8 protein-coding genes and 1 pseudogene are annotated in these 16,519 nt (G+C 66.4%); 8 read left to right on the forward strand and 1 reads right to left on the reverse strand.

Annotation, left to right across the window (positions count from 1 at the left end; all coding sequences use genetic code 11):
• Positions 1 to 1,153: 1,153 nt before the first annotated feature.
• From D458_RS0100530 to D458_RS32715, 6 genes are all read left to right on the forward strand, one after another.
• Positions 1,154 to 2,083 (forward strand): hypothetical protein, encoded by a 930-nt coding sequence (locus D458_RS0100530; protein WP_152521015.1) that lies wholly within the window; start codon positions 1,154 to 1,156, stop codon positions 2,081 to 2,083.
• A gap of 34 nt (positions 2,084 to 2,117) precedes the next feature.
• Positions 2,118 to 2,813, forward strand: coding sequence for a hypothetical protein (locus D458_RS0100535; protein WP_040702021.1), 696 nt, complete (start codon positions 2,118 to 2,120; stop codon positions 2,811 to 2,813).
• 86 nt (positions 2,814 to 2,899) lie between these two features.
• Entirely contained in the window at positions 2,900 to 4,336 is a 1,437-nt protein-coding gene (locus D458_RS0100540) for a ParB N-terminal domain-containing protein (RefSeq protein WP_017584771.1), read from the forward strand.
• A 35-nt stretch (positions 4,337 to 4,371) separates the two neighbouring features.
• Complete coding sequence (locus D458_RS0100545; RefSeq protein ID WP_017584772.1) at positions 4,372 to 6,177, forward strand: DEAD/DEAH box helicase; 1,806 nt, start codon at positions 4,372 to 4,374, stop codon at positions 6,175 to 6,177.
• Positions 6,178 to 6,526: 349 nt separating this feature from the next.
• Positions 6,527 to 9,940: a hypothetical protein gene (locus D458_RS0100550; protein ID WP_017584773.1), complete on the forward strand. Its 3,414-nt coding sequence runs from the start codon at positions 6,527 to 6,529 to the stop codon at positions 9,938 to 9,940.
• 28 nt (positions 9,941 to 9,968) lie between these two features.
• Positions 9,969 to 15,377 carry a DEAD/DEAH box helicase gene (locus D458_RS32715; RefSeq protein ID WP_017584774.1) on the forward strand — a complete coding sequence of 1,803 codons (5,409 nt, stop codon included), beginning with the start codon at positions 9,969 to 9,971 and terminating at the stop codon, positions 15,375 to 15,377.
• Positions 15,378 to 15,414: 37 nt separating this feature from the next.
• Here D458_RS32715 and D458_RS0100560 read toward each other — a convergent pair whose 3' ends face one another.
• Entirely contained in the window at positions 15,415 to 15,651 is a 237-nt protein-coding gene (locus D458_RS0100560) for a hypothetical protein (protein ID WP_017584775.1), read from the reverse strand.
• Positions 15,652 to 15,779: 128 nt separating this feature from the next.
• Here D458_RS0100560 and D458_RS38125 point away from each other — a divergent pair.
• Positions 15,780 to 16,232 (forward strand): annotated as a pseudogene (locus D458_RS38125) (RNA polymerase sigma factor); the annotation flags it as partial.
• Positions 16,233 to 16,273: 41 nt separating this feature from the next.
• Positions 16,274 to 16,519 carry an RNA polymerase sigma factor gene (locus D458_RS37315; protein WP_017584776.1) on the forward strand — a complete coding sequence of 82 codons (246 nt, stop codon included), beginning with the start codon at positions 16,274 to 16,276 and terminating at the stop codon, positions 16,517 to 16,519.

Consider the following 16,519-nt stretch of genomic DNA (forward strand, 5'->3'; position numbering starts at 1 on the left):
TCCGCTTGTCCACAGGCCCGCCCCAGCGGCGCTGAACACCGCCGGCACAACCCGACTGCCGCCCTGCGCTCGCCCTCGGCCCCGCAGTCCGGCGGACCGGACTCCTCCTCAGGCTAGGGGGCGAAGCTTTCGGGGACGCAACTGAGACGTGTGCGTTTGCCCTCCCTTTCCCTGCGGGCCGCGACGACCCGACCGGCGGCGCACAACCCTCGCTACCCCCTTGACCACGGAGCCGATCGGAACCGTAGTTCCGCGGAGGGCTTCGGGAACCGATCAGCGCCGATCGGCCTTGACCACCCCCATCAATGGGCCTGCTTCTTCCCGGCGAGGAGACCGCAGTTCACGCACAGAGGGCCGCCGGGAAGCCTCCCCTGCTCCGAAGAGTATGCACCCAGGGCCCTTCGCATACCCGCACAGAGACCAGGGAGGCGCCACCTCAGTTATCACGCTTCCCCCGCCTGAGCAGCAGCTCCAAGACCTCTCGGGCCGACTTGCTTTCCCCCGCTTTTCCCTTCACCGCATACACCACCAAGAAAAAAATGATGGCCGCGGAAGCGATCACCATCATGTGCGAAGCCGTGATACCGACGAGAGACACAGACATAGAAGACCTCAGCATATTAAAACCGCACTGGACCCCAGGAGTAAAGCACAGATCCTCGCCCTTGAAACGCGAAACCGAACCCCAGAGGGAACACTGAAAAAGATCGGGAGAATACGGAAGGAAATGCAAGACAGCCATCCGACGATCGAATCATCCGACCTTCGGGGCGCCGCCGACACGGCGCCGCGAGGCGGGAGCCTTCTGCCTGCCGGTCCCCTCGGTGAGAAAAAATGCAAGAAGATGGGGCCCAAAAAGAGCCCCAGTCGATCCGGGAATGGAGTACAATGCCCCACCCGACCAGACAGGGAGGACCAACATCATGAACAAAGCACGAGCATGCAGCCTGAAACCGCTTTGAGCTGCGACAACTCCCACAGACGATCATCCGGTGGCAGAGCCGGCTTGTGAGCCCGCGCCGCCTGGGCCGACATGAACGTTCTTGCCGGTCCCCGAGAATGCAAGAAAACGCAAGGAAGTGCATGGAGCAGATACCGGCGACTGTGCTTCATGCAACCAAAACCTGTGGCATACTCAGGCCGCAGGAGTACCTTGCACCCCAGACCCGGGCAGGTCCTCGAACTTTCTCCTCCGAACAAACCCCAGGGGTGGACTATGCCCTCTTCTTCACATTCCCCAGGATCCGAAGCCGCTGCCTGCGGAGTATTCCTTTCGGACCTGTGCGCCAAACGCGGCGTCCATCAGAGCGACCTCGCAAAAAATATCAACCTGATGTGGGACCAGAGAAGTGATGACCACCACTGGCTGGAGCACCTCTCCCTCGCAACCCTGTCCAGGATCCTCGGTGGGAATATCAAGCGAACGCCCCGCCGGAAGAAGTTCAACCTCATCGTTCTGGCCGCACTGCACTTGGAGTGGACCATGGCGGGCGGGAACGGTCAGAGCCCGGGGCTGAAGGATGTGGAAAAGGTCTGGGAAGAGTGGCTGGAGTTCCGGCAGAAGGCCCTCCCCCAGCCCTCCGACCAGAGTGTCTCCGACTCACTGTCCTCCCTCTCCCCCTCTTCTTCGGAGGCTGCCAGCAGGATCGGCCTTTCTGACACCGAGCAGCGCAGGTACGAGAACGCTTACGGAGACGTCGGTCTCTCCCTCCTCGAGGCGGCCCGGTCCTCCGACCAGAAATCAGCCCTGCTCCTGGGGGTGCTGCGCTGCATTGACGACCACCCCGGCGAAGGAGAAACCTGGTTGAGCGAAGCGAGTTCCCTCGGCTGCCGTCAGGCAACCGGATTGCTGAGCATCCCGACGCCGTCGGAGCGCAAGCACGCAGCCGTCGGGATCGCATTGGAGTTCGCTTCATCACCCAACAGTGCACCCGCCCCGAACGGGAAGAGGGTCCTGCTCCTCGAAGGAGCTGCCAGGGCCGGCAGCGGGGAAGCCGCCCGGCTGCTGGCGGCCCATTACGACAAGCAGGGGGCAGCCGGCCACGCCGAGCGCTGGAGTCTGGCAGCCGCCCGGCTCGCCTAGCCGGAAAAATCAAGACCAAAAACGAGGAGGACATGTGCGTCCTGCATGGAACGATCCGGGTCTGCGTGCCGGCACCCGGATCAAGGTGGCCCTCTGGCTGCTGGCGGAAGTGGGCGAGGGAAACACCTTCACCAAGGCGCAGCTCCGCGATGCGTTCCCGGGGGTCGAGCAAGTCGACCGGCGGATGCGCGATCTCCGGGACGACGGCTGGATCATCCACACGAACAGGGAGGACCCCGGGCTCCCGACGAACACGCTCTGCTTCGTCAAGGCCGGCGACGACGTGTGGGACCCCCGGGCAGCGCGCAAGCGCTCGGAGCCCGGTCTCAGCAACAAGGAACGGGCCAGCGTGCTGGCCGCCGACGATTTCATGTGCACCGTCTGCGGTATCGCTGCGGGAGAGGCCTACCCCGAGTCCCGGCGCGGGGAGACGGCACAGCTGTCGGTGAGCGTCAGAGAAGAGCTCCTGCCGGAGGGGGCCTCCAAGCAGAGGTTCGTCACCGAGTGCAAACGTTGCAGGGCCGGCGATACGCAGGCAGGGTCACCCCAGACGTCCGATGTGCTGACAGCGGTCGACTCGCTCAGCGCCGCGGACCGCGAAGAGCTCGCACAGTGGGTCAGGCGGGGACGGCGCCTCCCCCGGCGGGTGGAGCAGCTGTGGACCGAGTACCGTCGGCTGCCCGCTGACGCGCGCGTGGCCGTGGCCGAGCGGCTGCGTACACGGCCCTGACGCTTCACCGTCGCAGGAGGCGTTCTCCGAACCGACAACAGCCCACTGGAACGCACCGGCTTCTCACAGGACTGGAAGACAAGCAGATGAACCCCACTGAGATCGCAGAGCCCCCCCGAAGCGGCGAGATCCGCGCGACGGTCGAAGCGCGCCTGCAGGAAGGGCGCAGAGGAGGGAGCGCCCCCGAGACCGTGCGGGTCGAATGGCGCGGCCAACCCCTGAACCTCGAAGTCGTCACGATGCCCGTCAGCGATCTCTTCTACAACCCGCAGACCCACCGCGTCCGCGCCCAGCGCGCCCACGACCCCCTGCGCGACGCCGAACTCGCAAAGGACCCGTGGTCCTATGAGAGCCAGGCGTACCTGCACGACCTGCTCAAGTGCAATCCCAAGAACCCCGACTCGCCCGACCCCGCGTTCGAAAAGCTCAAGGACGACCTGAAGCAGTACGGCCAGAAGGACGCCGGGATCATCACTCACAGCGGTGTCCTGGTCAACGGCAATACACGTCACGCCGCCCTCAGGGACCTGACGTCCCCCAACATGCGGGTGGCCGTGCTTCCCGCAGACGCCACATGGGTCGACATCGCGGCTGTCGAGTTGGAGCTGCAGCTCCGCAAGGACCGCCGCCGCGAGTACTCCTACATCAACCGGCTGATCGCCGTCCACGAGCAGGTCACGATGGGCCGCTCCATGAAGCAGATCCGCGAGGACTTCCGGACCACCCAGAAGTCGATCGACCGCGACCTGTGGGTGCACCACTTCATCTCCGACGCGATCCACCGCAGCCGGACCGAGCTCGCGGACGGAAACACGGCCAGCCTGCGGCTGATGGACTTCGAAGGCCACCAGGAGACCCTGAGCGAGCTGTACCGGAGCTGTCAGGAGGCCGACCCGGACGAAGCCGACGCGATCAAGGAGAGCCGTCTGCTCGCCATCCTCCTGGACTTCGCCAAGACCAGGGTCAGGTGGATCAAGGAGGACTTCCACGACGCCTACCTCGACCCGTTGTTGGGCGAGGACTTCGCCGCCTCCGAGGAAACCAGCCTGGACGAGGACCACGGCCTGCCGGGATTCGATCCCGGGCCCGGCCCCGGTCTGAACGGTGAGGCCCCCCAGGTCCTGCGTGCCCGCGCCGCAACCGACCGGGTCCTGACCGCAAAAGCAAAGCAGGCGGTCTCTGCGAGGCTTTCCCCGGATGAAGCCGCTGAGACACGGGACGTCCTCCAACAGGCGCGAGACGCTATGGACCGCGGTGTCGCCGGGGCAGAGGCCGACGGACGCAGGGCTGAACGCAAACTCGCAGCAGCTGAGACGCTCCGCGAGGCGACAGGTCTGATCAGGGAGTGCACCAAGGAAGTAGCCCAAGCCCGCAGCCACAACCTGATGGAACACCGGATTCTCGACGAGGCCATCGAAGAGCTCGGGGCCGCGCTGAAGCAGCTGTCCCGGCACTCCTCGCGCGGGGTGGAGCAGCCCGGTCGGGGGCTGACATGGCTGCAGGACGCGGTCGCCGAGCTGTGAAGGAAGATCCCACCGCCCCCAGTCTCAGACTCGAGATGGCTCCTGCCGGAACCGCGGTGCTCCTGAAGTCGGACGCTGAGCACGCCCCGGCCCTGGGCCGCCTGTCGTCCCGGTTTCGCAGCGCCGTGCACCAGGACAGGCAGTCCCTGCTGGTGCCCCTCGACGACTTCCTCGCCGGGCTGCGCGCCCTCCGGTCCTGGCCTTCGAAGGACGTCCGGTGGGACCCCGAGGTGACTTCTCTGGTCAGGGACTCACTCCACGACGCGCAGGAGGCCAAGGAGCGGCTTGCCGACAGCGGCCCCGGCACCGTCGGCGTCCTACCCGATGAGGTGCCGGACCTCTTGGTACCGGGGTGGAGAGCCGGGCTGACGCCCTTTCAGAAACGGGATATAGGCAAGCTCCTGTCGATGCGCCACGGCGCCAACTTCAGCGTCCCCGGAGCAGGGAAGACGCGGGTCACCCTGGCTGACTTCCAGGCGTCGAGGCTCCGCGGCGACATCTCACGCATGCTCGTCGTCGCTCCGAAGTCCGCCCACGGAAGCTGGCTCGAGGAAATGCGCCTGTGCTTCGACCGCCCCCCGTCGATCCACACCGTCGACGGCGGCCCGCTTGACCCCCTGGCGGAGGTCGTGCTGGTCAACTACGAGCGGCTCGCCCTGAACCAGAGCGCGCTGGCGAAGTGGCTCAGCGCCGAACCGGCCATGATGGTCCTGGACGAGGCGCACCGCATGAAGCGGGGGGCGAGGGGGGTCTACGGCACCGTATGCCTGGCCCTGGGCCCGCGTGCCCGCCGCAGGCTCGCCCTCACCGGGACTCCCGCGCCCAACGGCGTCAAAGACCTGCAGAGCATCTTCACCTTCGTCTGGCCCGGCCAGGGGGCGCGGACGGTTGAACGCGCCACCGCGGACCGCAGCCTGCGCGACGCAAGCACCGTCCTCAAGCCGTTCTTCTCCCGGACCACCAAACAGGAACTCGGCCTCCCCCCGCTCGACGCCCGGATCGTGCGCGTCCCCCTCGAAGGCCTGCACCGCGAGCTCTACTCGGCGATCATCGGGGAGGAGGGCCTCAAAGCCGCCGGGAAGGGGCAGGGAAACGAGGAACTGGAGAAGTACGGGCGGATCTCCATGTACCTGATCATGGCTGCAACGACCCCGGCCCTGCTGTCCGCCGGTGCCGACAGGCACGAACCGCTGCCCTACGGGCTCCCTCCCCTTCCTCCGCCCCGGAACAAGACCCTGACCGAGCTCATGGAGGCCCTCCCCCGTTACGAGGAGTCCCCGAAATACAGGAAGGCCTGCGAAATCGTCGCAGCCAACGCCGCCCGGGGGCGCAAGACGATCGTGTGGTCGACCTTCGTGCGCAGCCTGACCACTCTCCAGCAGATGCTCCGGGAGTACAGGCCTGCAGTCGTGTACGGGTCGACCCCTGACCGGGACGATCAGATCAAGCGGTTCCGCGAGGACCCCGGCTGCCTGGTCCTGCTGTCCAACCCCGCAACTCTCGGCGAAGGCATCAGCCTCCACCAGGTCTGCCACGAAGCCGTGTACGTGGACAGGGACTTCACCGCCGGCCGGTTCCTCCAGAGCCTGGACCGAATCCACCGGCTCGGCCTGGAACCCGGCACCGAGACGAACGTGAGGATCCTGGTCGCGGAGAGGACCATCGACGAGGTCATCCAGGAACGGCTCGCAGAGAAGCTGCGCTTCATGGGTACCGTGCTCGATGATCCTGGGGTCGAGCAACTCGCGGACCTGAGCGATGAGCCCACCACCCCGGCCGGCCTGGCACCGTCCGACATGCCAGCGGTGCAGAAACACCTCAGCGAATACCCGATCGCCTGAACAGACAGCCGCGTGTTCTCCCGACTCCCCTTCCGCCCTGTCAACGGCGGCACAACGCCGAGCGGGCAGGGGCTACGCCGGTGTCGGCCGTTGCCTGCTCCCCCTGAGTGACGGGAGGCGATCCCGGCACACACCAGAGTTTCCATCACGCCCGGCACGAAACAGGACCGTACACCGGGGAGAAAAATAGCTCATGCGCCGCTTGCATCACGCATGTATCTTTTTTTCCCATATGGCCCTATCTCCCGCTCTGACCTGGTAGTTAAATCGAAGTGGAGCAAGGCAGAGCGGAGCCGAGAATATGAGTGGTCAAGGACTCCCGGGCAGCGAACAGGCAGAGAAGTGTTACGTGCAGTGGGCCGATGCCCTCGCGGATCACTTCTTCCACGACCGGGGCCTGCGCGCAAGACCCGTAGTGCTGTACATCGACGACGAGACCGCTAAGGAGATCCAGGAGAGTTACGGACTCTCAGCGGACCTCGAAGCAGCAGTGCAGTCTGTGATCTACCCGCGCTCCAGAACAGCCGTCTACCGACGGATCGAACTGCTGAGCAAACGCCCTGCCCCAGTCAGCGGCCGACCGCCCTCTTCCCTGCCCATCCTGGCCGCGACCGTGCTCGCGGCTTCACGGATGGAGCCCACCGGAAGGCGCGGACAGCCCCCTTACTACGAACCGTTGCGCAGGGTCCTCGGGGTGGAGCAGCCGCCTCCCGGGCAGCTCTGCGCCGCTCAGAGGGATTTCCCACAGGTCGTCGACCTGTGGAAGGGGCTGCGGACGTGGGCGGAGAGCTGGGGAGGCAAGTACGGCCTGCTGATCCTCCCCAAGGACCCCCGCCCCTCCAGGATCGGCTACCCGCTGTCGCAGGCTCTGATCCGCAGAACGGACCACGAACCCCTGACCCGGTTCTTCACAGAGGTGGCCCATACGTCCTACTGGAGCGGGGAGCAGCTGCTGGCGGGCCTGCAGGACTGGCAGAACGAGCACCGCTCGGACTTCTCCAAGAAATTCGCCGAACAGCTCCACAGCAACCTTCTGGCGGAGACGTGGTGCGACCTGCTGGAAGCCTTCAGGGACGGCCAGCACGACCGGGAGGAGGCCGCGACCGCTTCCCTGCACGGCCGGGGGATGGTCCGGGTCTGGTTCGACCACCGCAACCGGTCATTCAGCTGGGTAGGGGAGTGCTCCGCCCCCGAGGGCCGGGACGCCTTCCAGGTGAGCGGGCCCGGCGCAGGAGAGTATGTGCTCGAGCGCGTGCAGGACAGCGACCTCTATCTGGGTCTCCACGGGCTTTCCGTGACCTCCGAGCGCCTACTCAGCGGATTCACCCTGGAAGGGGAGGGTGTCAGTTTGAACCGGGCTCCGACACGTGTCGTCCCCCTCCTCCAAGGCCCGGACGTCGAGGGCTTCGTCGAGGCCGATGCCGCCCAGCCGTTCAGCCAGTGCTGTCTGCTGGTGCACTCCTCCGCTGTCCGCGACGTGAAACGGCTACTGGATTACGCCCTTCCGGGGGCCCGGGAGGTACCGCACGAGCGCCTGCCCGGAATGCCCCGGGGCTGGTCGCTCTTCATGCGGCTACGGTTCGAAGACCCGGTCAGGCTCCGCCAGGCGCTCAGCCGCTCCCCCCTGGAACTCGGGTTCGCCCAGCCACCGGGGCGTATGAAACTGTCAGGGGGCCTGAGGATCAGGTCTGTTCCCGGAACGCGCACCTACCTGGACGAAGGGCTCCCCGAGATCGCCCTCAACGGCAGCCCGGTTTCAGATACGAGCATCCACGGCCACCCCCTTACCGGCGATGCGGAGCGAATGCGCCTGCGGCTCCCGGGAAACCTGCGGGAGGGGCCCCATGAGGTCACTGCGGACAACGCGCCCTCCCTGCGGTTCTCGATCCGGGGGGAAGCAGTGGACCGGGCAGGACGGGTCCCCGCCGAATCGCAGTGCGGAACAGCAGTTGAGGAGCTCAGTGCAGAGGTAGAAGCTACGCAAGGGCTCCCCGAGCCAACCCCTCAGGTAATTGGGTGCACCTTCGAGAACCTCCCTGCCGCCGTACTTCCGGCGGCAGCGGTCGCTCCCCGGGACGCGGACCACCTGCTGGCGGTGGGCAACGACCTCACCACCGTCGAACTCCGCTTGCCGGCCCGGCCGTCCTGGCGGGAACGACACCCCCAGCTCTCCAAAAGCGACCGGTTCGAAGTGGAAATCCGCAACGGTAGGGGCTGGCTCGTACAGCGCACGGGCGACACCTCCCGGGTCAGCCCCTTCTCCCCGGCCCCGGAGAACCCCTCCACAGGTCCGGACGCCGCCTCTGCCGTGCGCGAACTGTTCAACACAGCCCCCTGTGCTCCCCCTCAGGCGCAGAAATCGCACCCAGACACCTGGACGACCCCGCCCGAAGGGCACGGCGACGTCCTGCTCCGATGGGTGAGCGAACTCGGCGCGGGTTCCGTCTCAGAACTCCGCAGCGGGCTCGAATGGTACGCAGGCCTTTACGGGCTCCCAGATGACCGGGGCGCGATTCGAAGGTGGATAGGGCTCATGAGCGCGCTGGGCCACCTGGACGTGGCGTGGCGCAGCAGCGCGTGGTCCTGCTCCCCCGCCGCGGTCACACGGATCCCCTACTCCGACGGCCTGGCCGCCGTAACCGGGGAGCGGAGGCGCTCGGCCTTGCAGACCCTCCTGCGCTGCTGCCCGTCCCTGGATTTGGAGGCCGTGTGGATCCGGCCGCCACACCCTCCCGGGGAGCTACCCCTCCCCAAGAGCCTCCTCATCAGCTACTGGTCCCCAGACCAGCTCAAAGAACTGGCCTCCCTGACCGGAGCCGAGTACACGCCCTGCTTCGCCCTCCAAGCCTCAGCGATGTTTCCCGGCACGAGGATTGGGGAGAGCGCCGCCGGTCCGCGCTTCGACGCCCGCGTCAGCCGCTATACACCCTCTCCCAGTGATGAGGCGGACCCGTGGACAGAGGCAGAAGGGCATCTGGAGGACGGCCTCTACCGCTGGAAGAGGACCGACTCCCGCACAGTAGTCCGGCTGCGCCGCGGAGAGTCCTGGTTCAAGACCCCGAAGGAGGTGGGCGTCTACGCAGAACTTCAGCGCAACGGGATCTCCGCACTCTCCTGGACGCAGGAGCCCGGCCCGGGTCGGTGGCGGATCGGCAGCCTCGCCGTGCACCGGAACGCCCCGCTGCCCCCTCTCCACGCCAGGACCGCCACCCTGTGCAGCGGCCTCCCTGCACGCACAGGCCCCGGAGACGCGGACGTATACGACAATGTGCCCTGGCGTATAGCGCGCGCCATCGCTGAGAGCCTGGGCCAGCGGATCTCCATCGGCGTACGGCAGATCGCCGAGCCGCCCCGGAGTGATGACCTACAGCCCTTCGCCGGGACTGCGCCGGTACCGTCCGCCCCCCGGCCTCGTACCCCTGAACAGGACACGGACATCCCCTCAGAGGTACACAGAACACCCCAGCCGATCGCGGTCCCCGCCGCACGCCGTCCCCGCAACAGCACCCGATTCCGCGAGCGCATCGACCTGGGCGGCGGCCTGACCGTCACCGTCGACGAGGCGGAACTCGCCCTCAGCCGGGCGGAGGAGGACTTCCGCAGACAGCAGAAGCTGGGAGAGCTGGAGCGGGCAGTGACCGAGCGGATGCGCCTCAGCCAGGGAGTCCGCGAATTCGACCGCGCGACATGCGCCTGGATCAGGAAGGTGATGGCCGAACAGGCCGGGGGGACCGTCTCCCCCACTGGCCGGATATACCGCTGAACTCGCACACCCGGATGGAAACGAGCCGATGGACGTACTGGGAACCTTCGACGCAGCACGCGAAGCCCTCTTCCGCTACTACGACACCCCTTTCGGGATCGACAACCCCGAGGTGGAGAAGAAACGGAGAGAGCTCCTCGACCGGGACGGGGAGGTCTGGCGGGAGCCGATGCTCGAGGTCCGCCCCCGTTACAGGGGTTCAGGCATGCCCCTGGATCAGTCGTTCAACGAGGCAGGCGCTCCGGATGACCTGTTCCAGCTGGCCTCCGCCGGTCTGCTCGAAGGCGTCAGAGAACTCCACTCCCACCAACACGAAGCGCTGGTACACGCCTTCCGGGAACGGAAGAACGTCGTAGTAACGGCCGGCACGGGTTCGGGCAAAACGGAGTCTTTCCTGCTCCCGGTCCTAGCCTCGCTCGTCGCCGAATCGGCCTCCTGGACCGGCGGCCCAGCACCGGAGAACGCCTGGTGGCGCCCCCGGGAAGGGGGGTTCACCCCGCAGCGTGAAGGGGAAACCGGACGCAGGGCCGCAGTGCGCACTATCGTCCTCTACCCGATGAACGCCCTGGTCGACGACCAGGTGTCCCGGCTCCGCAAAGCCCTGGACAGCCCCGCAGTCAGAACGTGGCTGGACTCCAACCGGCGCGGCCACCGCTTCTACTTCGGCCGCTACACCGGTGCCACCCCCGTCCCCGGAGAACCCGGCACCAAAACAGCACTGGAAGACCTGCGCAGATATCTGTCCGCGACCGAGGAGCGGGGAGCCGCAGCCGAAGCGAACGCGAACCGCGACGCGCGGTACATGATCCCCCGCCTCGACGGAGCCGAGATGCGGTCCCGCTGGGACATGCTCTCCTCCCCTCCCGACATCCTCGTCACGAACTTCTCGATGCTCAACGTCATGCTGCTGCGCCCGAGGGAGGACGACTTCTTCCAGCAGACACGCACGTGGCTCGACAGCGACCCCGACGCGGTGTTCAGAATCGTCGTCGACGAGTTGCACCTGTACCGGGGCACGGCCGGGACCGAGACCGCGTACCTGCTCCGCAACCTCCGGCACCGCCTCGGGCTCGACGCTAGGCCGGACCGGCTCCAGGTCCTGGCCGCATCCGCCTCGCTGGAGAAAGAACGTGACGAGGGCTTCCTCGAGGAGTTCTTCGGCCTGGGCGCGGACAGCTTCGAAGTCCTCAAAGGAGAGACCGTGAAGCCCTTGTCTGCCGCCGTCGACCTCTCAGACCATGCGGGTGTCTTCGAGAGGACCTCCGGGCAGCAACCCCAGGCGGCGGAGTCCCAAGCCCTCCTCGAGCGCACGTGTGCAGCCGACGCGCTCCAGAATGCCCTGACCGACAATGGAAAGCCGGTAGCCAGGTCTGTCCCGGAGATCGCAGGAGCGCTTTTCCCCCACGAGGACGCCGAGTCGGCGCGGGCGTCCCTTCACGGCGTCCTCTCATCCCTCCGCAGCGCTGATACCGGGGGTCCGGGCCTGCCCAAACTGCGGGTCCACTACTTCTTCCGCAACATCTCCGGGATGTGGGCGTGCTCCGACCCGGACTGCCGGTACGTCGACCGGCCGCAGGACTCGGACCGGACCGTCGGCCGCCTCTTCACAAGGCCGACGACACGGTGCATATGCGGCGCGAGGGTGCTGGAGCTGCTCTACTGCCAGACCTGCGGGGACCTGTACATGGGCGGATACACGAACACGGCCGCGAACACGAACCCCGGAGCGTTCGAGGGGAGCCTGCTGGCCGACCTGCCCGAACTGGAGAAGCTCCCCGAACAGGTGCGCACCGGCGCGACCGCGGCCAACTACGTGGTCTACTGGCCCCGCACGCGCATCCCTCTCCTGGACAAGAAGGAGTGGACCAGGACCGCGCCCTGTAAACAGAAGTTCACCTTCGGGTTCCGTCGCAGCCGGTATGAGCCCTCGACCGGGCTGCTAGTCAACAATAATGCGGAGCCGACCGGCTGGTCATTCCACATCGCCGCCCCCTCCGCGAGGAGGGGGACATCCCCGGATCAGATCAGCCCCTTCCCCACTCAGTGCCCGGGCTGCGGCGATGACTGGGAGATGCCCAGGCTCAAGGGAGAACTGCTCCTGCTCACGGACCCGCTGAGACTGCGCTCACCGATCCGCACGATGCGCACCGGCTTCGAGAAGGTCAACCAGGTTCTAACCACCTCCCTCCTCTCATCCATGCCCGAGAATGAGCGGAAGCTGATCGCCTTCTCCGACAGCCGCCAGGACGCCGCGAAACTGTCCGCGGGCATAGGACTGCGCCATTACCAGGACATGATCAGATTCGCTTTGGCCGAAGCCGTGCGGGAGCAGGGCGATCCGGCCGGAGACCTGGAACTCGTGCTAGCGGTCTATCAGAAGGATCCGGGTGTGGACCGTGAGCTGGCGCGCAGCGCACATCAGAGGCTGATGGCCCGCCATAAGGAAGAGATACTGGAACTGGCCGGTATCTGGAGCGGTAAGGACCCGTTCGCAGACCCTTCCCGAGAAGAGGAACTGGTGCAGAGGGTTACGGCCCTCCCGTCCCTGGAAACCCAGGCCTCCCTCATCGAGGCACGCCTCCTGAAGACGGGTTTCAACCCCGGGGGGCCCAAGGCGTCACTGCAAAACGACGACGGCGCGAATAACAGCTCCTGGACCCGCCTCTACGACTGGCCCGACGACGACTCGGCCTCCGGACAGGTCGTCCGACCGGTACCGTCCGTAGCGATGAGCCGGGACCAGGACGACCTCCGCCGAAAGATCGGAGAATCCCTTACCAGGGAACTCCTCGACGGGCTGTTCGCAAGTGCCCGACGCGACTTCGAGTCCCTCGGTCTCGGCTGGCTGTGCAGATCCGACGACAGCGGAACCGCCGAAGGAGCCGACCTCGGCAACGTACTCGCGCGAGCCAGCCTGAGAGTGCTGGGACAGCGGAAGCGCTTCACCGGTATGCGCGACGGAGCCGACACACCACCCGCTCCGCTCCGGAGATTCTGGAAGGCCGCCGCCGAGAAGCACGGCATGGACGCCGAACAGGTCCAGGACCTGGTGGAGGCCTCCTGGGGCGACGCTGTCACCGAATACCTCATCCACCCCGAGCGCGTGTCCATCCGCCCTGGCGCGGGGGCCGTATGGACGTGCGGCACATGTAGGATGCCCCACCTCCATCCCGGGGCGGGTATCTGCACCAAGTGCTTCCGGCCCCTGCCTCCGGCTCCCTCAAAAGCGCCGCCCGTCGAAGACGACTACTACGCTTGGCGGTCGGCTGCGGACGGAGGCATCACCCGGCTCCACTGCGCCGAACTCACCGGCCAGACCGACCGCATCGTCGCGCAATCCCGCCAAGCCCGTTTCCAGAACGTCTTCCTGGACCACGGTCGCGGCGAGGTTCCCCGGGCGGATGGAGTCGACCTGCTGTCGGTCACCACGACCATGGAGGCCGGCGTCGACGTGGGAGCGCTCAGCGCGGTCCTGCTCGCCAACGTCCCGCCCACGCGCTTCAACTACCAGCAGCGGATCGGTCGCGCAGGGCGACGCGGAAGCCACGCGGCGGCTGCTCTCACCGTGTGCCGCGGACGGAGCCACGACGACTACTACTTCCAGCACCCCCACCGCATCACTAACGAACCCACACCGCGGCCGTACGTATCGATGGATATGCCCGAAGTGTTTCGGCGGGCACTCCTGAGTGAGGTGCTGCGGCAGGCCTTCTCCGATGTCTGGGGCCGAATCGGCGAGGGCGAAGCGAATCCGACCAATAACACGCACGGGCGATTCGGTACCACAGAGCACTGGAGCCGTCACAGGAAGCACATCACCGAATGGGTGGAGAAGAACCCGGGCCTTATCCTCAGCATCGCCTCTGCCCTACGCCTGTGCACCCGTGGCCCCGTCACCGAAGGCGACCCGGTGGAGATCGTCAGGAGACTGCTGCCGGGTGTGGACCGAATCGCGAACCGGGCGGTCGGCCATCGGGACCTGAGCCAGAGACTCGCCGAAGAGGGCTTCCTCCCCATGTACGGCTTCCCCACCCGGGTGAAGTACCTCTTCACGGAGCTGCCCCAAAAAACCTTCCCCTGGCCACCCGCGGGCGCCGTCGACAGGGACGTCTCCATCGCCATCGCCCAGTTCGCGCCGAACGGTGAAACCGTCAGGGACGGCCGCGTCTACAGGGCGAACGGCATCGCGGCGTTCGAGCCCTGGGGTTACAAGCCCAAACCGGTGAAGGAACCACTGGGCGAGGAGATCCCCGTCGGCCTCTGCCACCGGTGCGGACACATCGACGAGACCCCCGACAGCGACGTCTCCGAACCTGAATGCAACGCGTGCGGAGCAACAACACCGTCCTACACCGTCCTCCCGATGCGTGAGCCGGCTGGCTTCCGCTCCGACCGGCCCAGGGATTTCGACGGCACGTTCACCTGGTCTCCCCGGTCCACTGCGGCTAGAGCGGCGGCCGACATGGAAGCCCTCGAACACACAGAGAGGGAATGGCTTGTCGTCCGCTCAGGACGCGGCAAACGCTACGCGGTAAACGACAACGCCGGGCAGCTCTTCCACTTCCGTCCCGCCGCAAACACTCCCTGGCAGGGCTACCTGGCCACGGAATCCCCGCCTCCCGAGGGGGGTGTGACCACAGCTCTGGGAACTTCCCAGCACACCGACCTGTTCTTCCTCGGAGCCAAGTCCGGCACGGATGCTCGCCGCGGTATCCGCTTCGATCTCGACACCTCGCTGGGCGACGTCCTCGGGCGCCGAGCCGCATGGTTCTCCCTTGCAGCACTCCTACGGCGGGCCGCCGGGCCCTTCCTCGACGTCTCCCCCAACGAGTTCGTCGGGGGAATCTGCGGCTCTCCCTCCCGAACCGCCGGCCCCGTATACGCCTACCTCGCCGACACCTTGGAGAACGGGGCCGGGTACTGCACCCACCTTGCGGACCCGGAAGTACTGGGAGGCTTCCTCGAACGGATCGACTCCTACACAGCGGAACTGACCTCGGCCCACGGAACCTGCTCCGGTTCGTGCCCCGACTGTCTGCGCGACTACTCCAACATGCCAGTGCACCCTCTCCTGGACTGGAGGCTCGCCAGAGACCTGTTCGACCTGCTCCGCGAACGCGACCTGCAGGTAGAGACCGGTCGACAGGACGAGCTCCTGAGCCGATGGGCCGCAAGCTATGCCCCAGGCTGCGAAAAGCGGTCGACCCCCAACGGCCTCGTGCTCCTGGTCGACGACCCGCTTCACTGCGACGGACCGACCCCCGTCGCAGTGAAGCACCCGTTGGAGGATCTGGGGAACGAAAGACTGGTTGCGCTCGAATCCGCGTCCCACGAGCACTTCGGATACGGACGCATTCTGTTCGCGGACCAGTTCACCCTGGACCGCACACCATCCACTTTCCTCACCGCGCTCGGAGCCTGGGAACCCGGGAACTGAGAAATCGGAGACAGCGCCTTCGGACACCGACCGCGGCTCACCGCGCGGATTTGGTCTTAGCGGTGATGCGGTTCGACATGCCGAGCGTGATGCGCACGTTGGTGCCGTCGGGAAGCCGTTCGCTCAGCGTGCTGCCCTCGGTCAGGGAACGGGTGATCTGCAGACGGTGTTTGAGCCGCCGCTCCTCCACCCATGCCCGAACGACGACCCGCGCCAGCAGCAACAGCGGGCAGACCAGTACCGCACCGACCACCTGAATGGTTTCCACCTGCACCCAGTTCCTCCGTCTCTGTCACCTAGCGGCAAGAGTGCCAAATCCACCCGATCGTGACACCGCGACTGAAGTGACCCACATCACTCGCCTGGTGCTGTCACGGATCGGGCGGGTGTTGCGTCCCAGTCATGCACGGGCGGGAACAGGAACCCGCCCCATTCACCTATGGGAGCGCTCATGACAGCAACTCAATACAAAACCGCGACTACACAAGCCGGCCCGCATGGGCTCCTCCTGGAGACCCCAACGGGCTAGCTCGCGGTGGAACGACCCCTCCTTCACACAGACGCGAAGGATCGACGGGCAGTCAACGTCGAGGCGGACTCGGGGCGTTCCGACATCGAGTGGAGCTGAACGTGAAGCAGTCTCATCCCGGCGAACCCGACCGCAAGCAGGTCGTAAGGGAGATCGCCCAGTGCACCCCTCGGGTGTTCCGTACGCTGCGGGGCCTGGGAGCCAACCAGCAGGAGGCTGAAGACGCCATGCAGGAAGCGGTGGCGTCGATCCTGTCCAAAGAACGCCGGGTGGAGAATTTCCCCGCATACCTGATGCGGACTGCGCGCAACCACTTCTTCACGATGGTGCGGTCCGCAGGCACAGCGACGACATCACCGAGCTGGGGGTGCTGGTCGCCGACGCCTGCTGGCGCTCCCAGCCCGAGAGCCGGGTCCTGTTCCAAGAGGACGGGCGGCGGCTGCTCGAGGCTCTGCAGAAGCTGCCACAGGCTCATCGGGAAGCATTTGTGATGCGCAGCGACGAGGGATTTTCCTACGCCGAGATCGCGCAGGTCACCGGCAGGCAGGAAAGCACGGTGCGTCAGCACCACAGGCGTGCCCTCGAGGCACTCCAGAGGCTCCTGCGGGAGTGA

This window comes from Nocardiopsis ganjiahuensis DSM 45031 (genome assembly GCF_000341085.1).
Lineage (GTDB): Bacteria > Actinomycetota > Actinomycetes > Streptosporangiales > Streptosporangiaceae > Nocardiopsis > Nocardiopsis ganjiahuensis.

Bases quoted from the DNA above. Each gene is read 5' to 3' on its own strand.
- D458_RS32715 (WP_017584774.1), top strand. From the start codon at position 9,969: ATGGACGTACTGGGAACCTTCGACGCAGCACGCGAAGCCCTCTTCCGC.
- D458_RS0100545 (WP_017584772.1), top strand. From the start codon at position 4,372: ATGGCTCCTGCCGGAACCGCGGTGCTCCTGAAGTCGGACGCTGAGCAC.
- D458_RS0100540 (WP_017584771.1), top strand. From the start codon at position 2,900: ATGAACCCCACTGAGATCGCAGAGCCCCCCCGAAGCGGCGAGATCCGC.